The following is a 23150-nucleotide window of genomic DNA, read 5'->3' on the forward strand; positions in this document are numbered from 1 at the left end:
GCTGGTTCCTGATTGTATACCCTGCCTACTTGAAGCCTATCTGCAACTCCAAGTGGTTTGTGTATATGAGCGCTGTTAGCAATCAAATTTAGCTATTTCGTTTTCCAGCTGTTTTGTTAAAACTTTAATGCTGTCGGTTGCTAAATGTGCTTGCTGCGACACCCCAGCGGTTTGCGCCGCAGTATCTGAAATGGTGACTACACGACGGGCGGTATCTTCACCGGCATCGAGCTGTTCTTTGGCGGCAACGGCAATTTGATGGCTCATTTGCGAAATCGCACTTAACGATTGCGCGACTTTACGTAGCTCATCGCTGGCCTTTTTCGACATCGACACGGTTTTTTCGCTGGTTGCAATACTGGTGTTGACGGACGACTTGGCTTCTTGTGTGGCAGCTTGCAGCTTACCAATCATAGTGTGAATTTCACCTGTGCTACTTTGGGTGCGCTGTGCCAATTGCCGTACTTCGTCGGCGACTACGGCAAAGCCGCGTCCTTGTTCACCGGCGCGGGCTGCTTCAATTGCAGCATTGAGGGCCAGCAGGTTGGTTTGCTCAGCAATACTTTGAATAACACTGAGTACATTGGCAATGTTACTGACCTCATTATCGAGGACTTGAATGTTATTACCAGCGCTGTCAATTTGCTTTTCTAATAAAGCTATGGTGTTTGCGGCCTCAGTGGTCAGTTTATCAGCGGTTTGGCCTTGGTTTTCTGCTTCTTGTACAGAGTAAGCGGCTTGCTCGGCATGTTCTACCACGGTTTGCGCGGATGCAGTCAATTCGGTAATGGCAGAAGCGACCATTTGGGTTTCATCGCTAAGGCTGCGCGTGAGTTGCTCTAACTCGTTGGAGCGACCTTCGCCGTCAAGGCTCTGCTCACGGAGTGTGTCACTGACGTCTTTAATGCCATTTACTACGCCTTGTAAGCCGCGCTGCATATATTGCATGGCGGCAATGATGCTGTTTTCTCCCGCTTTACTGGCGTCGATTTGCGAGCGCAAGTTACCGCGCGAAATTTGTTTTACAATTGCAAGTACTTGGTCTAACTCACCACCGAGCTTATTCGACAAGCTCAGTCCAAAGCGCGCTAGGGCGAAGGTGATAGCAATCGCAATCAGCAGAGATAAACCGAGTAGCCAACGGGCGGTTTCCCAGTAACGCTCGTCTACTTCTTTATAACTAATGCCAGTGCCAATATACCAACCAAAATAGGGGGTTTTCTGTACCACAGAGGTCAGGTCGACAATTTCACCGCCGCGCTCAGATGTCCAATGGTAAGTGATAATACGATTGGTTTGGCTGCCAACGAGGTTTTCTACCATCCGACCAATACTATTGCCGTTGGCATCTTTAAAGTCGTTAAAGCTACTGCCATGCAGTTGTGGATCATGCGGTGCGGCGATGAAGTTAAGATTTTCATCCACCGCATACACATATTCCGAATCTTTATATTTATTTTCACGTAGGATCTGCGTTGCAAAGCGCTTCGCTTGCTCGTCGCTCAACTGGCCGCTTTTGGCGAGTTGTTCAAACTGTTCAACTACGTTAACAGTGCTTTTCATTAATTGGTTGATACGTTCAATGTTGTCGCTTTCGCTGGCAACACGTAACGATTGTAATCCGACAATGGCAACTAAAAGCAGCGCAAGGAAGATAGCGGCAGCAAATAAGATGATTTTTATTCTTAGAGTTAGTCCAGACAGCACGGTAGGCCCCTTATCGTTAATGCTAGAATATTATCTACCATGAAACTAAGCTTAATGTAACTAAGTTATAGCGCATTTATAGGGGCTTTTAGGTGATTTTTACTCAAGTTTGTCCACAAAATGAGGACTTATGCATTAGTTATGCTGAATTTCGCTTTCTTTTAGTGGTCTATACTCACCTTCGCTAAGTTGGCTATCCAGTTCAATTAGGCCAATACTTTCACGATGTAATTCAACTACTTTGTTACCTACAGCGGCCAACATGCGTTTAACTTGGTGGTACTTGCCTTCGGCAATTTTAAGGCGCAGTTGGTAGCTGGCTAAGATCTCGGCTTCGGCTGGTTTTGTGAGCTGTTTCTCGCCATGTAACTGCACGCCTTCACGCAATTGTTGCACAGCTTCTTCTGTCAGTGGGTCGCGTGTTTCTATTAGGTAAGTTTTAAATTTTTCATGTTTTGGCGAAGTCATTTGGTGTGACCAATCGCCGTCGTTGGTAATGATCACTAGGCCTGTGGTGTCGATATCAAGACGTCCAGCAATATGAAAATCCTTTAAGTTGGGCTCGTCCAACAATTCAAACACGGTTGGGTGTAGCTCATCGCTGTTGGCGCACACATAACCTTTTGGCTTATGCAACATAAAGTAGCGTTTGCCTAAGTAGCTCAGTACTTTATCGTGCCAAGTCACTTCGTCACTAGCTTGTACACTAAAATCAAAGCTGTCGATGGTTTCGCCGTTTACTTTGGCAAATCCGCGTTTAATGCCCGCTTTGACTTTAGTGCGCGGTAGTTCAGCTAAATGGCTCAGGAATTTGTCCAAGCGACAAGGAAATTTCATAATGTTTCTCTATCAGGAATTGATCAGTGCGCAAAGCGCACCAACAGGATTAGTTTTTACGGTAAATTTCTGGCAGCAGGTCGTAAATGTGAACACTTAAGCAGTAGCTAGCAGGGCAAAATGCGCTGATACACGCTAACAGAGACTCGCTGAGGGTTTGCTTTTGCGTTGTCGTGCGGCCAGCCATAATATGCACTTGAATATGGATAAAGCCTTCTTTACCTGCGCTTAATTGATAGTGCTGATAAGTTACCGCGCGGGTTTTGACCGTCGCAGGGTCAAAAAGATCAGTTGCGATAGCGGCTTTATGTACACGTTCTAACAAAACTTGTGGCAATATCGGCAAATGTTCCGAATGTTCGATAATGATGTGTGGCATAACTGCTGAGGCAAAAGCAAATGTGTCTCAAGTTTAGCAAGCTTCACTCCAATTCAAAAGGAAACGAGTATGACATTGACGAAATTCTTTAGTGCTTCTTGCCTATGTCTTGGCGCCTTGGCAACGTTAAGCGGTTGTAGTGACGATGCGGCAAAAGTGAGTTTGGGGCTCTTTACCACCAAAGATGTGGTGGTAAGTGGTTGGGCTGATCCTAAAGTGACAGGAGTCACTTGCCATGTCAGTCATATTGAAGCCAATCTTGATTTTGCCGACCCCTCAGATATGTCGATTGCTTGCCGTCAAACAGGCCCAATAACTGAGTCGCAAATGGCCGAGATTGACTTGTCAAAGTCTGGTGAGGTGGTATTTAGTACCTCAAAGAGTGTGCTGTTTAAATCATTAAAAGTGCGCCGAGTTTACGACAGCGCAAGTAAAACGCTGATGTACATTTCTTATTCCACCAAAGAGTCAACGGGGAGTCACCATCATGCGCTGTCTACCGTACCTTTGTATGGCACTGATGCGTGGCAGTGGGCAGTGGCGAGGACCAAATCCTAATGTTTAAATTTTTTCAAAGTCAGCCTCTTATCAGTGAAGAGGAACAAGACTGGCTAATAGATGTGTTCGTTTGGGCGGCAGAGTACCTTGATGGCGATTACTTTTTAGCCCATACGCAATTAGTGACACCAACGGCGCAGCATTTTCCAGACCGCGTGAGCAGTATTGAAGACATGGCGACCAGCGTGTTTCGCCATGTGGTGAATTATGCCGGCATGAGCCATTGGCCGTTACAGCTGGTGGCACCAAATCGTTTTAGCGCGCAGGCCTTTCCCGCTTTACAGTTTGCTGGTGGCTTACGGGGCAAAAATAGCCAATTAATGACGATGCAGCCACAGCCTGTGTACATTTCATTTAACCCCCAGCAAATCAATCAACCGGAAGATTTGGTGGCTAGTTTTGCGGTGGCACTCGCACACGTGTTGGTTGCCCAAGTACGTCGCCAAGGTGGGCCGTTAACGCCAGGTGGGGAGGAGCAGCTCGCAGCCGCTTGCGATGCCATTGCGATATATTTGGGCTTTGGCATTATGCTCAGTAATACCGCATACCGTTTTAAGGGTGGCTGCGGTTCTTGTTATAACCCATATGCCAATCGCCAAGCAGCGCTCAGTGAAGCACAAAGTATTTTTATGCACGCTTTGGTGAGTCATTTTAAACCCGATCAAAAGCACCACAGCCATCTTAAAGGCCATGTGCGTAGTCAGCTAAAACAAGCGCAAAAGCAGTTGGTTAAACATCTTAAAACTACCCCGCAACCTGTGTTGCTGGCAATGGAGTCCAGTCATGGCCGCTTATCTTGATGAATTTATTTTAATCGCATTGGCACATTTTTTTGCTGTGGCAAGCCCAGGACCAGATTTTGCGGTGGTATTGAAGCAAAGCGTCCAACATGGTCGCAGTAATGCATTATGGACCAGTGCTGGTATTGCGCTCGGAATTTTAGTGCATGTGGCGTACTGTTTAATGGGGGTGGCGATTCTATTATCGCAATCAGAGAGTTTGTTCAACGCCCTGAAATATGTTGCGGGTGCTTACCTCCTGTATATTGGTATTCAAGCGCTGCGCGCTAAGCCCGCCAGCGGTGATGCCGCGCAAGGCAAAGTGCAAGAACTGCCAGAAAGTGCTTTTAAAGCATTGCGCCGTGGTTTTTTGGTTAACGTGCTTAATCCCAAGGCCACGTTGTTTTTCTTATCGTTATTCACTTTGATCATTAGCCCGCAAACCCCGTCGTTAGTGCAAGGCGCTTATGGCCTGTATATGGCAATTGCGACTTGGGTGTGGTTTTCTAGCTTATCTTTAATCTTGAGTAAAACATCAGTACGGCAGTTCTTTCATCGTGCAGGACATTGGTTCGACCGTGGTATTGGTGTCATTTTAGTGGCTTTGGCAATTCGTGTGGTAGCGAAATGAGTGAGCGCTTATTGCTCAACTTTGCCTATGGTTCAAATATGGCGCCAGCTCGTTTACTGGCGCGTTTGCCTGCTGCTGAGTATCGAGGTGTGGTGACATTGGAAGGTTACCGTTTAACTTTCAACATGCTTGCCCATGATGGCTCAACCAAATGTGATATTGAAAAAGCCCACGGTGAACGCGTTTATGGTGTGATCTATGCGCTTACTAACGCTGAAAAGCAGCAGCTTGATGCGATTGAAGGAGAGCGCTACGACTGCGTTGAAGTGACTGTAACCTGTCAGGCCGCTCAGACGTTCACCGCATTTGCCTATATTGCCAACACGCACGATGCTAATGTCCTGCCTTACGATTGGTATTTGCAGCATGTGGTCAAAGGCGCTGAGCAAGCGCAATTGCCAACAGATTATATTGCTCGGATCAAGGCAACGAGTGTACAGCCCGATAGCGACCGGCTACGAGCTGCTCGCGAGTATGCCGTCCACCGTTAAGCTGCTTTGATACTCACATTACTTGTCGCCTACCTGCAACTTAAAGTAGGAAGGTTATACATTAAAACAACAAAAACCAAGGTAACAGCGTGAACTTACAACTTAACTCGATTACTCGCGTCGTGACGCACTTGGCGCTTGGCGCATCGCTACTTATGGCAGCTCAGGTTTCAGCAGGCGAGGTTAAAGTCGCAGATGTCGATGCAGCTGTGCATGCTGCAATGAACAAGTTTCAAATCCCCGGCATTGCAATTGCAGTGGTAGAAAAGGGCAAAGTAGTGATGGCTAAGGGTTACGGTGTACGTCACTTAACCAGTCAAGCGCCAGTCGATGCCGAAACCTTGTTTGGCATCGCATCGAATACCAAAGCCTTCACCGCGGCTGCTCTTGCTATGCTCATAGATGAAGGAAAGCTCAGCTGGGACGACAAAGTGATTAGTCACTTACCTGAGTTTCAGCTGGCAGATCCATATGTCACCCGTGAAATGCGCGTTCGCGATTTGCTCAGTCATCGCAGTGGTTTAGGGCTCGGTGCTGGCGATTTAATGATTTGGCCAGACACAGATAAATCAACCAAAGATATTCTCGCGGGGCTGAAACATTTGCCTGTCGCCTCAAGTTTTCGCTCAGAATATGCGTACAACAACTTAATGTTTGTGACCGCAGGTGAAGTTGTTGCCAGAGTTTCAGGCATGAGTTGGGCGGATTTTGTTGAAACTCGAATGTTACAGCCGCTTGGCATGCAGCACTCGCGCGCGGGGTTTTCCAGAATCGCCAAAGACAACCCAAACTGGGCAACCGGGCATGTGCCTTATGAGGGCAAGTTGCAGCCGTTTTTTGTTAACTACCTTGAGGATTTTCAGGGCGCTGGTGCTATCGCTGCGAACGTCAAAGACATGAGCCAATGGCTTATCACTCAGCTACAACACGGCAAAATGCCATCAGGCAAAGAGTTGTTCAGTGCAACTCAGCAAGAGCAAATGTGGCATCCGCATATCACACGTATACCAACTGCAGAAAACCGCGAGCGCTATCAACAGCAATTTAGAGGTTATGGCCTTGGTTTTGCGATTGAAGATTATTTTGGGGTCAAAAAGCTCGGTCATGGTGGCGGTATTTTAGGCATGGTTTCACAGGTTGCGATGTTACCTGAGCAACAGGTTGGTGTGGTGGTGCTCAGTAATCAGCAAGCTTATCCAGCCCTCACCGCTATCATCGACGAAGTGTTTGAAGATGTGTTAGAGCGTGAAGACAAAGACTGGGTCACTGAGCTTTATCAATCTTACAGTGAAGAAAAACGCAAGGCTTATGCCCAACTTGGGCCCAAAGTCTTGGCTGCTGTGCAACCGGCTTTACCCGCGCAACATTATACTGGTACCTTACAAAGCCCTTGGTATGGTGATGTGATAGTGGAAAGCATAGCCGGTGAGCTGCGTATTGATTTTACCCATACCAAAAAGCTGAAAGGCAAGCTGGTACATTACACCGGTGATACTTTTGTCGTGAAGTGGGACGAACCACTCCTTGAAGCTGATGCGTTTATCACTTTCAATATGAATGAGAGCCAGCGTGTAACTGCGGCGCAAATGCGGTTTGTGAACCCAGATATTACCGATTTCAGTTTTGATTTTCATAATTTGGCACTAAGCGCAAAATAACGAGTCCCGCGCCTTGTTAGTTGAGCACGACAAGGCGCGCTAGGCTAAAGTCGCACAGTCAGGCGCGCCTAGGTTTGCTACACTGATGACACGTTAGACAGATTGATGCGAACAACCAATAAGGACAGCCCGGCTTATGCGTACTGCAATCATTACTCATCCTTTATGTCGCCGCCATAAAATGATTGCCGAGCATCCAGAGTGCCCTGAGCGTTTGGACGCTATTTCCGACCGTTTGTTGGCATCTGGGTTAGATTTAATGCTAATTCATAAATCGTCGCCCAAAGCGAGCGATGACGATATTGCTTTAGTGCACACCAGAGCCATGATTGCCAAAGTGCATGCCGCTATACCCAGTGAGGGCTTGACCTCTTTAGATGGTGATACTTGGTTATGCCCAGATTCCTACAAAGCGATTGAGCGAGCCGTAGGTGCGGGATTAATGGCCGTAGATGATGTACTCGCGGGTGAATATGACGCGGCATTTTGTGCGGTGCGGCCACCGGGCCATCATGCCAATCAACATACCTCTTCTGGTTTTTGCGTATATAACAATCTGGCGATAGCGGTGCGTTACGCACAACAAAAAGGTGTTAAGCGTATCGCTATTCTGGATATTGATGTACACCATGGTAACGGTACGCAGGATATTTTCATGGATGACGAAAATATCCTGTTTTGCTCTTTGTTTCAGTATCCATTTTACCCCCATTGCGAAGTGGTTAATAACGATCATATCGTTAATTCGCCACTGGCAATCAATAGTAACGGTCAAGATCTACGCGGCGTTTTCGAGCAGTACTGGCTGCCCAAGCTACAGGCGCAGCAGCCTGAGCTGATTTTTATCAGTGCTGGATTTGACGCCCATTTGGAAGATGATATGGCCAGCTTAGCCTTGGTAGAAGCCGACTACGCTTGGTTTACCGAGCAAGTGGTGGCTGTGGCTGAGCAATGCCACAGCAAAGGCATTATTTCATTTCTTGAAGGTGGCTACGAGCTTTCTTCCCTAGGACGCAGTGTTGCGGCACATTTGCGGGCTTTGCTCGGCAGCGAGTAACGCGAAAGCTTCATTGACGCTGCGCAGTTGGATTTTACTGACACAGCAGTGACCTTCACGCAGCAAAGATTGCTGCACCAGTTGGGATAAATCCGTTAAGCTTGGTAGGGTCAGCGCATGGCCTTGTAGTGAAAGGCATGAGGCGTCCTGATAAATCCCATAACTTTCACTAAGTGACTGTTCTGAAAGGCTATGTAGCTCATCGTTAAGGCTTTCTTCACTATCAATATAGACCAAAGTCTCAGCCACTAATAGCAACATCGGGTACGACTTAATACGCATATATTGTTCTCAATCAAAGTATAAAGCATGAGCCAGAGTATACTCGATTTTCCTTGGCGATTTAAACGTACATGGTCGGTCAAATTGGTATGTCGTTTAGATTTTGTAGCTTGTGTTGCGAGGATTGAGAAATGAAAAGTGGAGATGCCCGTCAGTTGAAGATCCAAGATGTGTTATCACATCGGTTGCTCACGTGCGATGTTGCAACACCTTTACGTGCTGCGGTGAGTTTAATGCGCGAGCGTAACGTCAGCTCCATTTTTGTCATAGAGCATGAGCAAATTGTTGGGATCTGGACTGAATCAGACTGCGTGCGTATCGACTTTAACCAGCCTAATTTTGCCGATGCACCCATTCAAGCTTACATGGCGTCACCTGTCCATGCCATTCACAGTGAGCAAAGCTTAAGTGACGCGACAATTAAGTTTCATCAGCTTGGAATTCGCCATCTACTTGTAACGGATAGCTTCAATAAGCCTTGTGGGGTGATTTCACTGTCCGACATAGTGCGTAATCAAGGACTTGATCACTACTTACATTTTCGTCCGATTGAAGCCCATTATGAGCGCCATATCACGATTTTAAATAGTTGTGACAGCCTCGCAAAAGTGGTGGATGTGATGCGGATGAAAAAGGTCACCGCAGTGCTGGTGCACGATAAAGCGAGTGATGAATACGGTATTATTACCCAGCGCGATATTGCCTATGTGATTTTGGAGCCAAATTGGTGTAAGCCGTGCTGGGACATTGCCAGCTTCCCTATGTTGCAAGTGACTCCAAGCGATAGCCTGTTTGATGCGTATCGCCTAATGACAGCCAATGCAATTCGCCATTTGGTGGTGGTAGAGCCACATCAGCGCACTGTGATTGGTTTATTAGCATTGAAAAATGTGCTCACTGAAATTGAAACCGCCTACTGTAGTGAGTTGGAAAAAGTCTTAGTTCAGCGTGATATTGCGCTACAAAAATCGGAAAAGAATCTCTATCTTGCCAATCGTATCATCAGCGCTTCGCTGGATGGCATTATGATCACCCGCAGTAATGGTGAAATTATTCAGATAAATCCGGCTTTTAGTGCCTTAACTGGCTATCAAGAGTATGAAGTGGTAGGCAAAAAACCGAGTATTTTAAGCTCAGGTCTGCATAGCAAAGCCTATTACGACAAAATGTGGCAAGAGTTGGCTGAAAAAGGCGTGTGGCAGGGCGAGATCTGTAACCGTAAGAAAAATGGTGAGATTTACGTTGAGTGGCTGACCATTATTGAGATTAATGAGCCATATAGTGATGACGTGTTGTACGCGGCGATTTTTAGTGATATTACCGAACGAAAAAATAACGAAGAAAAAATCGTCCGGCTCGCCTATTTTGATGAACTGACTGGGTTGCCAAACCGACGCTTATTCAACGACCGCTTGGCGATGGCACTGGCTTCGGCGCATCGCGATAAACTGAAATTGGCGGTGATGTTTATTGATTTAGACCGCTTTAAAGAAGTGAATGACACTTTGGGGCACAGCGCGGGCGATCAGCTGCTGGTGCAGGTGAGTGAGCGGATCAAACGGATTTTAGCGGAAGGCGATACTTTAGCTCGACTTGGCGGCGATGAGTTTGTGGTACTACTAACCGACATTAAAAGCATCGAACAAGTGGTACACTTTGCCGATGAAATATTAGCGGCACTGAGCAAACCTTTTGATATCGCGGGGATTGCTGTCGGGGCTACCGCATCACTTGGGGCAGCAATTTATCCTGAAGATGGGCTTGATAGTGAAACCTTACTTAAACATGCCGATGTGGCCATGTACCGTTCCAAAGAAGTCGGGCGCAATTCATTTCAACTTTACAAAGCGTCGATGAATGCGCGTTCATTAGAGCGCTTATCGATGCTCAGCCGCTTTCAACATGCGCTTGAACATGATGAGTTTGAACTGTATTTCCAGCCTCTGGAATGTCTCACCAGTGGCCGTATTATGAGTGTGGAAGCGTTAGTCCGTTGGCGCGACCCCGCACTTGGCATGATTTCACCTGCACAATTTATCCCACTTGCAGAAGAGCTGGGTTTAATTGTGAAATTAGATTGCTGGGTTATCAACAAAGCCTGTGAGCAGCTTAGTATCTGGCGCGCCGCAGGGCACGATATTCGGCGTCTGGCGGTGAATGTCTCAGCTCAGCATTTAAGCCATGGTAACTTGCCGCAAACGGTAGCACTAGCGCTAGAACGCTATCAGATTGACGGCCGTTATCTGGAAATCGAACTGACGGAGAGTAGTTTTGTTACTAACCTCCATGAAGCTAAAATCACCTTAAAAAAACTTAAAGCTTTGGGCGTCAGTATTGCGCTGGATGACTTTGGCACAGGCTACTCAGCACTGAGTTACTTAACTAAGTTGCCTATCGACATTTTGAAAATTGATGCCAGCTTTATTGCCAAGATCCCAGACGAATACGGCAATAGTGAAATTGTCAGCGCGATAGTGGCGATGGCCAAAGCACTTAATTTACATGTGGTGGCAGAAGGGGTAGAGAAAACCGAACAGCGGCAGTTTTTGCAAAAGCTCGGTTGCCATACCAGCCAAGGCTACTTGTTTTGTAAACCATTGGCTGGGCAGGAGTGGTTACGTTTTTACAATGCCGTGAAAGTCACTTCATAACCCGTGAACTTGCGAATATTGATCACGCCAGTATCAAAAATTAAGTACTGGCCTTTGATCCCTTGTAGGATGCCACTCGCAACGGGATCTTTGTCAAAATTAAATGAACTGAGCTTGTTGGCGCTGTGTAATTTTGGAAAGGAAAGCTCCATCACCGGCTCGTCGAGCGCTTCTATAGCACTGTCACCGTAAAGTGCCGTCAGCTCTTGCAGTTTATTTGCGATAAGGGGTTTTAAGCGTTCTGCTTCGGCTTTTAAATCTAGCTCCACAGCAACATCTTTAAGCATATTGCGCCAATTGGTTTTGTCGGCTACAAATTCGCTCAGTGCCACTTCCACTAAACCCGATTGCAAACGGGTTTGTACTTTGAAAATAGCCACTGCTTGGGTTGCGCCTTGGTCAATCCAACGGGTCGGGATCTGGCTATGGCGCGTAATACCGACTTTTAAACCTGAGGTGTTAGCCAAATAAACGTAGTGCGGCACCATGCAATGTTGCTCGGCCCACTCAGGCTCACGGCATGTACCAGCAGCAAAGTGGCAGGTTTCTGGTTTCATAATGCACATGTCGCAGCTGGCGAGTTTTTTCATGCAGACAAAACAATGGCCCTGCGAAAAGCTCTTTTTGGTTTTTTTGCCACAGTTGCAGCAAAAGATATTGCCGCTAAATGTGAGCGAGATAGCCTTACCGATAAAATCATTGAGCGCCACTTGCTGTTCGCCTAGCGGTAAAAAGTACGAAATCGGAGAACCCGCTTGCCCACGCATTTTGCTTAATGTGCCTTGCATCTTTACGCCCCTAAAGATATAACAAAAACGCCAGTGTAACAGAGCAAGCGCAGGGCGCCAAAATCTCGACTGAGTTTATTGCCTTGTGGCGCGTTCTTTAAGTAATGCTTCGGCTTGTTGTTTGCACTGATTATACATATCAATGCATTCATTTTGGCACAGTTGCTGGGTTAAAGTACCGTCCAAGCTTTGTTGCTTACAGGACTGTTCACATTGATAGCTTTGCTGTGCGCATTGGTTTAATTCTGGTGGCAGCTGGGTTTGGCAAGCGGCTAACATGAACACGCTGCATGCAGCAGCAAACGTACGTTGTGGTGCGACAAAACGCTGGGTGAAGCGAGGGTTAAACATGCACTTTTCCTTATTTTGAGCGCCCTGAGTTGCTTTTTACTGCGCTTTTGGCAGAGCTTAAAAAGGGCCTTAAAGGCCCTTTTCGTTTTAAATTTAGGCAGATACCTGAATATTGTCAATCAGGCGAACTGAACCTAACATGGCTGCGACTAAAATAACAAAGTCGCTGTCTGTGGCGCTGGCAGGTTTTAAAGTATCACGCTCTGCAATGGCAAAGTAATCAACTTTAAGGCCGGCAGCGGTAATGGCAGCTTCTGCTTGTTCGGTTAAAACTGCGAAACGGCGATCGCCAGTTTTTAGCGCTTCAGCGGTATTCTTTAGGGTTGCATAAAGCACTTTAGCGGTGTCTTTTTGCTCTGCTGAGAGGTAGCCATTACGTGAGCTCATAGCAAGGCCATTGACTTCACGTTGTGTCGGTACACCGATTATCTCAATCGGAATCGATAAATCTTTCACCATAGTGCGGATCACCGCCAATTGTTGAAAGTCTTTTTCCCCAAAACAGGCAAAATCAGGCTGTACTAAGTTAAACAGCTTAGTGACAACCGTTGCCACACCGACAAAATGGCCCGGACGTGAAGCGCCACAGTAACCTTGAGACACTTCAGGTACATCGACATAAGTTTGCGCATCTAAGCCGTTTGGATAGATGGTTTCAACACTTGGCGTAAAGACGATGTCAGTATTTAACTCAGCTAGCCCTTGTTTATCTTCGGTCAAAGTCCGTGGGTATTTGTCGAGATCCTCATTTTTACCAAATTGCATGGGATTAACGAAAATACTGACCACCACTTTGTCGGCCAAAGTTTTGGCTTTTTCTACCAAAGAGAAATGACCTTGGTGCAAATTGCCCATAGTTGGTACGAAAGCAATGCTCAAGCCTTGCTGACGCCAGGCCTTGATTTGACTGCGTAGCGATTTAATCTCACTAATTGATTGCATTAATTAAACTCGTGTTCTGGGCCTGGAAACGCGCCCGACTTTACATCATCACAATACTTCTTCACAGCTGCTGGCATATTGCCGGTTTCAGCTAAAAAGTTTTTCGAAAATTTGGGAATGTAACCTGCAGAAATACCAACTAGGTCGTGCATCACTAAGATTTGCCCGTCGGTTTCTTTACCAGCACCTATACCGATAACTGGGATACTGACCGCTTCACTGATGCGTTTGGCTAAGCTGCTAGGAATACATTCTACTACTAATAATTGTGCGCCTGCTGCTTCTAAGGCTTTGGCATCGGCAATCATGCGCTCGGCTTGTGCGTCATCGCGGCCTTGAATTTTAAAGCCACCAAAAACATGTACCGACTGCGGCGTAAGCCCTAAGTGACCACACACCGGAATACCTTGTTGGGTAAGTAAGCGGATACTATCGTATAGCCATTCACCACCTTCCAACTTCACCATATTGGCGCCAGCACGCATCAACGTTGCGGCGTTTTCACAGGCCGCGGCTGGGTTGCTATAAGTCATAAACGGCATGTCAGCAATAACAAATAATTCTTTGCTACCGGCACGCACACAACGCGTATGGTAGGCAATGTCTGCTATTGTTACCGCTAAGGTGTCATCACCGCCTTGCAGCACCATACCTAGCGAATCGCCAACCAGAATAATTTCTACCCCAGCGTCATGAAAGAGTTTAGCAAAACTGGCATCGTACGCAGTTAGGGCAACGATTTTTTGCTTTGCTTGTTTCATTTTTAGTAAGGTAGAAACGGAAGTTTTAGCCACAGCAATCTCTCCACTCGGATTTGCTTAGTTTATGCCAACGGGGGAAACCAGTTGTCATCCATTACATAAATACCATTGGCTGGTAAAGCCTGTTTTAACTCAGCCACAGTTTGCCCATTTGCAAGGCAAAGGCTTGGGGCTAAGTCGCTTAATGGGTAAATTACAAACTCGCGCACTGTCATACCATAATGCGGTACGGTCAGTCGCGGCGTATTGATCACCGCATCAGCAAATAACAGTATATCAAGATCTAACGTTCTTGGACCCCAACGCTCATCTTTGCGCACGCGACCAAATTGCAATTCCAGCGCTTGCAGTTTGTCGAGTAGCGCTAAAGGGGTAAGTAGAGTGGTAAATTCAGCCACCGCATTGACATAGTCGGGCTGATCTTGGGGTCCCATAGGTTTGGACGCGTATAACTTAGAAACACGCAAAGCGCTTATTTGTGTATCACGGGCTAGTGCCTGCAGCGCACCTGTCAACTGTGCAATTGGCGCGCCTTGGTTGGCGCCAAGGCCAATATAAACCTTGTGCATTGCCTGCGGGTGGTTATCAGTCATTATCAGTCGGCTTTTTTCTAGGTTTACGTGGGCGACGACGACGTGGGCGCGGACCTTCATCTAAGGTTTTAACCATAGTTTTTTGTCCTTGCGTATCTTTCTCTAAATAGTTCGTCCACCAATCAGCCAATTCTTGTAAGGCGGTTTCGCCACTGGCAACGCGCAGTAATAGGAAGTCATAAGCGGCGCGGAATTTAGGTTGTAAGCTTAAACGGTAAGCACGTTGTCCTGCGCGTTTATCTAAGCGTAACTGCAGATGCCAAATATCGCGCGCGCCTATGGTAAAGCGCTTAGGTACGGCAACATGGCGTGCACTGTCAGCAAGAACTTGGTTCATCGCAATATTGTAAGCATCATGTTCAAGCATGCTGTCACGCTGCATTATGGTCTCTGCACGCTGTTTTAATGGTTGCCATAGTAAAGCAGCAAAAATAAACGCTGGCGTGACTTTTTTATCAGCATTAATGCGCTCATCGGTATTGGCAAACATCTGCTGAATAAAGCGTTGATTGAAGCCACTTTGGTCTTGATTTAAGGCTTTATCAGTCGCTGGGAACAAGTATTTGAACAAGCCAAGCTCGCGAAGCATCAAAAAGTTGGCTTCGGCTTTGCCGTTTAAAAACAGTTTTAAGCATTCTTCAAATAGGCGCGCAGCTGGAATATTGCTGAGTAAGTCGGCAAGTTGAGGGATTGGCGCACGCGTTGCAGGGGCAATGCTCATATCCAGCTTAGTCGCAAAACGCACCGCACGCAGCATGCGTACAGGATCTTCGCGATAGCGAGTTTCTGGGTCACCAATCAATTCAATTTTACGTGCTTTAATGGCAGCAAGGCCATTGGCGTAGTCACGAATACTGAAATCGTTGATGGAGTAATATAAAGCGTTGATTGAGAAATCACGACGCTCGGCATCTTCTTCTATGGTGCCATAGACGTTATCACGCAGCAGTTGACCTTCATCGCTGGCGTGACTGATATGGGTTGCCGGGGTTTCGTCTTCGCTTTCATTTTCTTGATGATGACCGCGCATGGTCGCCACTTCGATAATTTCTTGGCCAAACACGATATGCGCAAGACGGAAGCGACGGCCAATTAAACGACAATTACGGAACAAACGTTTTATTTCTTCCGGTTTGGCGTTGGTCACAACGTCAAAATCTTTTGGTTCTATTCCCAACAAAATATCGCGAATACAACCACCTACAAGGTATGCCTCGTAACCCGCATCTTTTAAGCGATACAGAACTTTGATTGCATTTGGGCTAAATTGTTTGCGTGAGATCCCGTGCTCACTGCGCGGCACCAACAACGGCTCAGCCAACATCGCAACAGATGCTGGTTTGCTCTGATCTGCCGAAGTCATGATCTGACGGCAAAATTTGAACAATTTGGAAATAATAACGCTTCTCCCGGTTATTGTTTATATCATGTTAGCAGTATTCGTGTGTTGCACACAGATAACGACGTTTCATTCATTACTTGCAACGCAGCAGCGCGATGCTATAACGGCAACATGCTGCTATCTGCTGGCGAATCGGCCTGAAATCGCGACACAATCGCTTGAAGTTTAGGCTATCTGCTAAGGGCCGCTATCATATAACAGCTAATTGCAAAAATTAATACCAAGGTTATGAATAAAATGCGTTTACAGCAGCACAAAAGCCAAGGAGTGGGCTAAATAGTCAGTTCAGCATGGCTATCTGGCAATAAACTCGTAATTAAAATTGATAGCCAGCTGTGCCTTGTTGCACCACAACTTCTAGTTTTTGCGGTACATTCGCACGTTGATAGTGTGTAATCGCATAGGCTAGTAACTCAGTGACTGGGGCATTTTGCAAAGCGGTCGGTACCGTGATACCCAAAAATGCTAATGCAGCACATAAAGCCGGTTGTGGGTGTCGATTATCAATTGCGGGGGCATGATTTTGCTTGGACAATTTAAACCCAGGTGCAGCAACCGCTAACGGAACGTGCCCATATAAGGGTTGTTGCCAGCCGAGTTGCTGAAACAAACTGAGTTGCCTTGCTGTCGGTTCAAGTAAATCAGCGCCGCGGATAATATGACTGATCTGCTGGTCGTGATCATCGACCACCACCACCAGTTGATAGGCATATAGGCCGTCACTGCGTTTAACTATATAGTCTTCTTGCGCCAGCTCCGTGTTTACTGTGACAAGGCCCTGAATGGCATCATTAAATTGGTATACAGGGCAGTGCTGGGCAATGCGTAACGCATGGTGCTCGGCGGTTAATCCTAATGAACGACAATGCCCGGCGTAGAGGCCGCCTGCGGCTTTAATCTGTTTGCGCGTACAATGACAGGCATAGCATTGTTGTTGATTTAGTAATGCGTTTAAGATCTCTTGATAGCGGGCGTGACGCTGGCTTTGCCAAATGACACTTTCGTCCCAGTGGAGGCCATAAGCTTCTAAAGTACGCAGAATGTCGCTGTCGGCACCTTTGACCACTCGTGGGGTATCAATGTCTTCAATACGCACTAACCAAGTGCCGTGATTGGCTTTGGCGTCCAGATAACTGGCTAAGGCGGCTATCAATGAACCAAAATGGAGTGAACCCGAAGGGGAGGGAGCAAATCGGCCTCGATAGCTCCCTAATAATGCTGAGGTAAGTGTCATGGTCGGGTGATTATCCGCGACCTGTTTGCTTCTCTTTGATTTCCGCTAAAGTTTTGCAGTCAACACAAAGATCTGCGGTTGGACGAGCTTCTAAGCGACGGATACCGATTTCGATACCACATGAATCGCAATAGCCAAAGTCGTCATCTTCAATCAGTTGTAACGTCTTTTCTATCTTTTTGATCAGTTTACGTTCTCGGTCGCGTGCACGCAGTTCAAGCGAGAATTCTTCTTCTTGTGCCGCGCGGTCAACCGGATCAGGGAAGTTAGCAGCTTCGTCTTGCATGTGCGTTTTAGTGCGATCCACTTCATTTCTTAGATCGTTGCGCCATGCCTCCAAAATCTTTTTGAAATGAGCACGTTGTGCTTCATTCATATACTCTTCGCCTGGTTTTTCTTGATACGGCTCTAAACCAGCTTGGGCTAACAACCCAAGTTTCTTTTGCTCTGGCATAGCAATCTCCTAAATCCTTAATCTCTTACCCCAGCTTTCGCCGGCGGCTATAAATAGCAGAATACTCCCCCCTAGGCAATTACTTTTTTCCTATCTTTTCGCACCCAGCTTGGCAAGGTGCTACGAAATAGGTGTGAGTATTAATCTACCTAAGAGTGGGAAGATCTACTTAGCTGTTATGGCTAACAGCAAAAAATGCGCCAATAACATGCAGTTTGCTCAGCATATTGAAGTGATGTGAACTTATTAGGTTGGCCATAAGCAACCTAATACGCGTTATCACAACATAAGCGCCCTATATTGGGGCTGAATCGCCGTTATCAAGATTGAGTACTGGGATTTTATCGCGAATCTGTAACCGTTGCGGAGAAACTTCACAGCGATAAGCAAGAAACTCCACCCCGGCTTGTGCTGCTTGTTGACATAACAGGGTGTATTGGGGGTCAATATGCGCCGCTGGGCTGACATTATGGATACCGTTGTGCATCACGATAAACAATAACACCGCACGATAGCCTTGCGCTTTCATCGCCATCAGCTCGCGCAAATGCTTTTGCCCCCGCACGGTTTGCGCATCAGGAAAATAGCCTTGCCCAGCACTCAGGAGGGTGACGGATTTCACTTCTATATAGCAGCGCTTGTCACCCTCAGTTAATAAAATGTCAATGCGACTTTGTTCATCGCCATATTTCACTTCACTTTGCAGCGTTGAATAACCTTGTAATTCTCGAATTAAACCTTGGTTAACCGCTTCAATGGCAACTTGATTGGCTCGTGCAGTATTAACGCAAATCAGCTCACCGCTTAGGCTTTCGGTTAATTCTAAGGAATGCGCGTACTTGCGCTTAGGGTTATCGCTGGTTGAATAGTAAGCCCGCACCCCAGGTTCAGCACAGCCAGTCATTTTGCCCGTATTAGCGCAGTGCAAGGTAAATTCTCGGCCCGTTTCATCCCGAACATCGACTAAAAAGCGTTTGTAACGCTGGATTAACAGTGCAGATTGTAACGGCGCAGAATACTGCATGTTTTACTCGCATTTAGTTGGGTCAGCAATCAGGCTAGTGTACACTCAGAAACACTTTAAGATCATCTTTGCTGTTGGCAAAGACGGTCAGTTATCTGATAACAATGAGCGAACGAGAACAACATGTCTGAACAATTTTTAGTCCGTTTAAGTGCTACCCCAGCAGCTGGGGTATGGGCAAATACTGGCGTTTCTTTTGACAGCCAGGGCGCCATGATCCACGTCCCTGCGGTTGAACCGCTTAAACATATTCAGCGTGCGGCACGCAGCATTGCTTCTCAAGGCGTGAGCAAAGTGGCATTGCAAGGCGAGTTATGGGATACCGAATCACAGTGGGCGTTTTATCAAGGTTTTGTTAATCCAAAACAATTAGATGGTGTGAGTTTTGCTGACAATGCTCGCTCTGATCTCAACGAATTAAATGCTTTATGTCGCGCAGCAACTTGGGCACGTCAAATGATCAACGGCACTGCGGAAGACATCTATCCAGAAAGCTTAGCCGCAAAGGCTGCTGAGTTTATCCAATCGTTAGCGCCTGAATACGTGAGTTATCAAATCATTAAAGGCAAAGCGCTCCTAGAACAGCAATGGATTGGGATCCATGAAGTGGGGCGTGGCAGTGAGCGTCCACCTGTGCTTCTAGAGCTCGACTACAACCCAAGCGGTGTAGATGATGAGCCAGTTGCAGCGGCTTTAGTCGGTAAAGGTATTACTTTTGATTCGGGCGGTTACTCAATCAAAGCCAGCGAAGGTATGCTGGGCATGAAATGCGATATGGGCGGCGCAGCAACGGTGACTGGCGCATTGGCGCTGGCGATGCAACGCGGCTTAAATAAGCGCGTTAAACTGTTTTTATGTTGTGCGGAAAACCTAATTTCAGGTCATGCTTACAAACTGGGCGACATCCTGACTTATAAAAATGGCACCACGGTTGAAATCGTTAATACCGATGCGGAAGGTCGCTTAGTATTGGCTGACGGTTTGATGGCTGCAGGCGAAACTGGTGCACCATTAATTATTGATGCGGCAACGCTCACGGGGGCGGCACTGACTGCGGTTGGGCAAGAATACAATGCGATTTTTGGTCTCGACAAAGCGCTGGTGAGCGAAGTATGTGAGTTTGCAAGCGCTGAAAACGAAGCCGTATGGCCGCTGCCATTAGAAAAATGGCACCAACAAGCCTGTCCGTCAGCCTATGCAGATACTGCCAATAGCCGCGCAGTTAAAGGTGGTGGTGCAGGTGGCGCGTCAAATGCGGCTGGTTTCTTGTCGCGTTTTGTGCCAAATGACGGCAAAGGTTGGGTTCATATCGATTTAGCGGCGTGTTTCCGTGACAGCGCAGGTGCACAATGGGCTGCTGGTGCGACAACCCAAGGTATTCGTACTATTGCACGTACATTACTCGCAAAAGCGTAAGAACATACCAAATGTAAAGGGTATAATCTATTAAATTCAAAGGCTCAGGTTTATTACTCTGGGCTTTTTTATTGTTGCTAAAAATTGAGCTTACAAGTGTACGCTGTATTGGCTATAATGCCCTCAATTTTGTCCCTTGGAGTTGCTGCGTTGTTAGCTTTGTTGCGTATTCTGGCGATGGCGATGTTTATCGTATTCAGTTGTTTGTTTGGCATTGTGTTGTGTTTGATTAAACCTTTCCACAGCAACAATGTGCATATTGTGTCGAGCTGGTTTGGCAAAATGGCCAAGCTATTAGGGGTTAAAGTGGTCGTCAATCGCGCTACTGAATTACAAACAGTGGGGCCTGCGATTTATGTTGCCAATCACCAAAATAACTATGATTTGTTCACCTTACCTGCGGTAGTGCCAGAAAATACCGTGAGCATGGGTAAAAAAAGTCTTAAGTGGATCCCCTTCTTTGGGCAGCTGTACTGGTTGTCTGGCAATATTTTAATTGACCGTGGTAACCGTAATAAAGCCATGGGCACTTTAGGCAAGGCGGCCAGTAAAATTAAGCAGCAAGGTTTGTCGGTGTGGATGTTTCCAGAAGGTACGCGCAGTTATGGCCGCGGCTTGTTGCCGTTTAAAACCGGCGCCTTTCACACCGCACTCAATGCCGATGTGCCAGTCGTGCCAGTTTGTATGAACTCAACCCATAAAGCGATTAAGCTAAATCGCTGGGATAATGGTACAATCTACATTGATATGCTCGCGCCCATGTATTTAGATAGTCAAGTGAGCGCGCGCGACCATGCTGCTGCCGTACATCAACTAATGGCTGCACGCATTGCAGAACTTGACGCAAAAGTGAGAGAAACGAATGGAAAACTGGCGTGAGATCAGCGAAGACATCGTCGCTTCGTTGTTAGAAGACGGCTCAAACCCGGAAGTATTGTATGAAGTAGAGCACCATTTTGTGTGTGAAGACTTCGATAAGCTCGAACAAGCCGCTTTAGCTGCGTTCAAACTAGGTTATGATGTCGAAGAACCTGCTGAGCTGGAACTTGAAGACGGCGGTAAGATCTGGGGTTTTGATGTGGTGGTTGAGTCTGAGCTGGATGCAGATGTGATCATGGAAGATGTCGATAAGTTGGTTGCAATTGCAACCCAAACCGGCGTTGAATACGACGGTTGGGGTACTTACTTCCAAGAATAAACTGTCGCTGCGAATGTTTTGACATCGCTCGACACAATCCCGTTCTGCCGTAATCGGCAGGCGGGGTTTCCCAGCCGAATAAGAGCACTTCAATGTGGCATTAAGCTACGCCTAGCGCGAATTGCGAGCACAAGCCTTGCCGTTTAGCGGCATAAATATCATGCAAATGTATCAATTATGCGAGCCAGACTGGACAAACCTCACGAAAAAATGCTTATAATCGCCCTTGCTATTTTTTGTTCTGTTTCGTGAATTCATGCTAGTCAATCTGCCTATTTCAGAATTAATGCCCGGCATGTTTGTGGACAGTGTTAGCAAACAAAGTGGGGATTCAAAAGTAAAGATTAAATCACGCGGTATGGTGCGTGATGAGTCGATTATTAAACAGCTCAGAGCCAAAGGTGTATTAGAGCTGAAGATAGACTTTACCCAAAGTGAAGTGGCTGTTCCGGATAAATACCAGCCAACGCCTGCTGAGCCTGATGCAGCTACACCAAATGACGCTTCCTCATCATCTGATAAAAATACCAGCACAGCGCGGGATTTCCAGCTTTCGAATGCCAAACGGGTCATTAAAAAAGAACCGCAAGCTGCGACAAAAAAATCCTCACTGACAGCAGACGAAACAACTAATAAGCCGGTTAAAGCCATTAATGGTAACGACTTGGTATCGCTTCAGGAGGAGTTTTCCGGTGCTATGCTGCAATTTGAGCAGCATAATCGCAAGATCCAAGCTTTGTATGGTGATATCACTGCGGGTATGCAGGTTGATATTGGCCTAGTTAACGAAGTGAGCAAAGAGATTGTGGAGTCGGTGTTTCGCAATCCCAACGCGATGGCAATTTTGACTCGCCTGCGTGATAAGGATAACTACAACTGGCGCCACATGATCAACTGCACCATTTTAGTAACTGTGTTTGGTAAGTACCTTGGTCTAAGTACAGAAACGGTGGAGCAGCTTGCGCTGGGGGCGATGTTACATGATGTTGGCCATGCCAAACTGCCACAAGGGATCTTAAACAAAGATAGTAAGCTCAATGACTTAGAAATGAAAGCGGTGGAAAAGCATGTTGCACAATCGCTGGGCTTGGTCAAAGGGCAAGCAGGTTTATCAAAGATAGTGATGGATATGATCATCAACCATCATGAGCGCTTAAACGGCAGCGGTTATCCACGAGGCTTAAAGGCTGAGCAGATCAGTAAAGTCGCGCGCATCATGGCCATTGTCGACGTTTATGATGCAATCACTGCTGATAGACCCCATGCGCAAGGCAACGAGCCTGTGCACGCGTTACGCTATTTACTGACCAGTAAAGACTTGTTTGATACTGAATTGGTACAGCGTTTTATTAAGTGTATGGGAGTGCATCCAGTAGGGACGATAGTTAAATTGACCAACGAAAGGCTCGCATTGGTTTTAGAAGGCAACCGCTTGCATCCAACGTCGCCAAAAGTGCGGGTTTTTTACAACACCAAACATTCTCATCATATTACGGCAAAAGAGCTAGATTTAAGCAGTAACGAGCACGATATTAAAATCGTTGCGGCAGTGAAGCCGCTGGATTATCAAATTAATCTTAGCCGTTTGTTAAAAGATCATTTGCTGATTTAGCCGCTTTGCAGGCTTTTCTAACACTGCGCATTCCCGCCAGTTGAGCGCCGCTCAAACACGCAGCCATCATTAATAACCATAGTAACGAACCCATCTGCACATGTACCGCCAAACAAGCTGCAAGTAGCGCCAGTACACTGGCAATAATGGCTGCTAACCAGTACAGGCTAATCGGATTGTTACAATCCCCCGGCGTGCGGCAGGCGCAGCGATTGGTCAATGCAAGGCAATACACGCTCACGCCCGTTAGCACCAGACTTAATAGCAATAAAGCAAGCCACATAGACAAATCCTTGAAGTATCAAAACGCCTTCAGTGTAATTCGACTGGGTAAATTAATCAATA

At 46.7% G+C, this 23150-nt stretch carries 25 protein-coding genes; 11 read left to right on the top strand and 14 right to left on the bottom strand.

The features are described 5' to 3' along the window. Positions 1–75: 75 nt before the first annotated feature. The 3 genes from ACFOEE_RS11590 to ACFOEE_RS11600 all read right to left on the bottom strand — a co-directional run bounded on the left by ACFOEE_RS11590 (position 76) and on the right by ACFOEE_RS11600 (position 2923). A complete protein-coding gene (locus ACFOEE_RS11590) occupies positions 76–1707 on the bottom strand; it encodes a methyl-accepting chemotaxis protein (RefSeq protein ID WP_377124353.1) in 1632 nt (543 codons plus the stop codon). A gap of 135 nt (positions 1708–1842) precedes the next feature. After that, positions 1843–2544 (bottom strand): 16S rRNA pseudouridine(516) synthase RsuA, encoded by a 702-nt coding sequence (gene rsuA / locus ACFOEE_RS11595; protein WP_377124355.1) that lies wholly within the window; start codon positions 2542–2544, stop codon positions 1843–1845. Between the two features lie 49 nt (positions 2545–2593). After that, complete coding sequence (locus tag ACFOEE_RS11600) at positions 2594–2923, bottom strand: 5-carboxymethyl-2-hydroxymuconate Delta-isomerase (RefSeq protein ID WP_377124357.1); 330 nt, start codon at positions 2921–2923, stop codon at positions 2594–2596. Positions 2924–2992: 69 nt separating this feature from the next. Between ACFOEE_RS11600 and ACFOEE_RS11605 the strand changes: the two genes are divergently transcribed. The 6 genes from ACFOEE_RS11605 (at position 2993) to ACFOEE_RS11630 (ending at position 8097) form a co-directional block, all read left to right on the top strand. Further along, positions 2993–3481, top strand: coding sequence for a CreA family protein (locus ACFOEE_RS11605; RefSeq protein WP_377124359.1), 489 nt, complete (start codon positions 2993–2995; stop codon positions 3479–3481). After that, on the top strand, positions 3481–4281 hold the full coding sequence (locus tag ACFOEE_RS11610; RefSeq protein WP_377124361.1) for a hypothetical protein: 801 nt from the start codon (positions 3481–3483) through the stop codon (positions 4279–4281). Before ACFOEE_RS11605 ends, ACFOEE_RS11610 begins: the two co-directional genes overlap by 1 nt. After that, positions 4265–4891: a LysE family translocator gene (locus tag ACFOEE_RS11615; protein ID WP_377124363.1), complete on the top strand. Its 627-nt coding sequence runs from the start codon at positions 4265–4267 to the stop codon at positions 4889–4891. The genes ACFOEE_RS11610 and ACFOEE_RS11615 overlap by 17 nt, the downstream gene beginning before the upstream one ends. Beyond that, positions 4888–5382, top strand: coding sequence for a gamma-glutamylcyclotransferase family protein (locus ACFOEE_RS11620; protein ID WP_377124365.1), 495 nt, complete (start codon positions 4888–4890; stop codon positions 5380–5382). The genes ACFOEE_RS11615 and ACFOEE_RS11620 overlap by 4 nt, the downstream gene beginning before the upstream one ends. A 155-nt stretch (positions 5383–5537) precedes the next feature. Continuing rightward, positions 5538–7040 (top strand): serine hydrolase, encoded by a 1503-nt coding sequence (locus ACFOEE_RS11625; RefSeq protein WP_377124439.1) that lies wholly within the window; start codon positions 5538–5540, stop codon positions 7038–7040. A 136-nt stretch (positions 7041–7176) separates the two neighbouring features. Further along, positions 7177–8097, top strand: a complete 921-nt coding sequence (locus tag ACFOEE_RS11630; RefSeq protein ID WP_377124367.1) for a histone deacetylase family protein — start codon at positions 7177–7179, stop codon at positions 8095–8097. Here the strand turns inward: ACFOEE_RS11630 and ACFOEE_RS11635 are convergent. Continuing rightward, complete coding sequence (locus ACFOEE_RS11635) at positions 8047–8379, bottom strand: DUF4144 family protein (protein WP_377124369.1); 333 nt, start codon at positions 8377–8379, stop codon at positions 8047–8049. The two genes, ACFOEE_RS11630 and ACFOEE_RS11635, sit on opposite strands and share 51 nt — an antisense overlap. A gap of 131 nt (positions 8380–8510) precedes the next feature. Between ACFOEE_RS11635 and ACFOEE_RS11640 the strand changes: the two genes are divergently transcribed. Next, positions 8511–11030: an EAL domain-containing protein gene (locus tag ACFOEE_RS11640; protein ID WP_377124371.1), complete on the top strand. Its 2520-nt coding sequence runs from the start codon at positions 8511–8513 to the stop codon at positions 11028–11030. On the opposite strand, the gene ACFOEE_RS11645 is transcribed toward ACFOEE_RS11640, so the two are convergent. From ACFOEE_RS11645 to sfsA, 9 genes are all read right to left on the bottom strand, one after another. Further along, positions 11003–11818, bottom strand: a complete 816-nt coding sequence (locus tag ACFOEE_RS11645) for a DUF2797 domain-containing protein (protein WP_377124373.1) — start codon at positions 11816–11818, stop codon at positions 11003–11005. The genes ACFOEE_RS11640 and ACFOEE_RS11645 overlap by 28 nt on opposite strands. A 75-nt stretch (positions 11819–11893) precedes the next feature. Then, complete coding sequence (locus ACFOEE_RS11650; protein WP_377124375.1) at positions 11894–12169, bottom strand: hypothetical protein; 276 nt, start codon at positions 12167–12169, stop codon at positions 11894–11896. A 93-nt stretch (positions 12170–12262) separates the two neighbouring features. Beyond that, positions 12263–13111, bottom strand: a complete 849-nt coding sequence (gene panC, locus ACFOEE_RS11655; RefSeq protein ID WP_377124377.1) for a pantoate--beta-alanine ligase — start codon at positions 13109–13111, stop codon at positions 12263–12265. After that, positions 13111–13905, bottom strand: a complete 795-nt coding sequence (panB, locus tag ACFOEE_RS11660; RefSeq protein WP_377124379.1) for a 3-methyl-2-oxobutanoate hydroxymethyltransferase — start codon at positions 13903–13905, stop codon at positions 13111–13113. The genes panC and panB overlap by 1 nt, the downstream gene beginning before the upstream one ends. Positions 13906–13934: 29 nt before the next feature. Then, entirely contained in the window at positions 13935–14441 is a 507-nt protein-coding gene (gene folK / locus ACFOEE_RS11665) for a 2-amino-4-hydroxy-6-hydroxymethyldihydropteridine diphosphokinase (RefSeq protein ID WP_377124441.1), read from the bottom strand. 16 nt (positions 14442–14457) lie between these two features. After that, a complete protein-coding gene (pcnB, locus tag ACFOEE_RS11670; RefSeq protein ID WP_377124381.1) occupies positions 14458–15828 on the bottom strand; it encodes a polynucleotide adenylyltransferase PcnB in 1371 nt (456 codons plus the stop codon). Between the two features lie 355 nt (positions 15829–16183). After that, a complete protein-coding gene (gene gluQRS, locus ACFOEE_RS11675) occupies positions 16184–17101 on the bottom strand; it encodes a tRNA glutamyl-Q(34) synthetase GluQRS (protein WP_377124383.1) in 918 nt (305 codons plus the stop codon). Positions 17102–17111: 10 nt separating this feature from the next. Further along, a complete protein-coding gene (dksA, locus tag ACFOEE_RS11680; RefSeq protein ID WP_377124385.1) occupies positions 17112–17555 on the bottom strand; it encodes an RNA polymerase-binding protein DksA in 444 nt (147 codons plus the stop codon). Positions 17556–17850: 295 nt separating this feature from the next. After that, on the bottom strand, positions 17851–18579 hold the full coding sequence (sfsA, locus tag ACFOEE_RS11685; protein ID WP_377124387.1) for a DNA/RNA nuclease SfsA: 729 nt from the start codon (positions 18577–18579) through the stop codon (positions 17851–17853). 123 nt (positions 18580–18702) lie between these two features. Between sfsA and pepB the strand changes: the two genes are divergently transcribed. The 4 genes from pepB (at position 18703) to ACFOEE_RS11705 (ending at position 22805) form a co-directional block, all read left to right on the top strand. Then, a complete protein-coding gene (pepB, locus tag ACFOEE_RS11690) occupies positions 18703–19995 on the top strand; it encodes an aminopeptidase PepB (protein WP_377124389.1) in 1293 nt (430 codons plus the stop codon). A gap of 150 nt (positions 19996–20145) precedes the next feature. After that, positions 20146–20874 (top strand): 1-acylglycerol-3-phosphate O-acyltransferase, encoded by a 729-nt coding sequence (locus tag ACFOEE_RS11695; protein WP_377124391.1) that lies wholly within the window; start codon positions 20146–20148, stop codon positions 20872–20874. Beyond that, a complete protein-coding gene (rraB, locus tag ACFOEE_RS11700) occupies positions 20858–21193 on the top strand; it encodes a ribonuclease E inhibitor RraB (protein WP_377124393.1) in 336 nt (111 codons plus the stop codon). Before ACFOEE_RS11695 ends, rraB begins: the two co-directional genes overlap by 17 nt. Before the next feature lie 256 nt (positions 21194–21449). After that, positions 21450–22805: an HD-GYP domain-containing protein gene (locus ACFOEE_RS11705; RefSeq protein ID WP_377124395.1), complete on the top strand. Its 1356-nt coding sequence runs from the start codon at positions 21450–21452 to the stop codon at positions 22803–22805. On the opposite strand, the gene ACFOEE_RS11710 is transcribed toward ACFOEE_RS11705, so the two are convergent. Continuing rightward, positions 22771–23088 (bottom strand): hypothetical protein, encoded by a 318-nt coding sequence (locus ACFOEE_RS11710; protein ID WP_377124397.1) that lies wholly within the window; start codon positions 23086–23088, stop codon positions 22771–22773. The two genes, ACFOEE_RS11705 and ACFOEE_RS11710, sit on opposite strands and share 35 nt — an antisense overlap. Positions 23089–23150: the final 62 nt, after the last annotated feature.

The organism is Pseudoalteromonas fenneropenaei, from assembly GCF_042643375.1.
In the GTDB taxonomy this organism is placed as follows: domain Bacteria; phylum Pseudomonadota; class Gammaproteobacteria; order Enterobacterales; family Alteromonadaceae; genus Pseudoalteromonas; species Pseudoalteromonas fenneropenaei.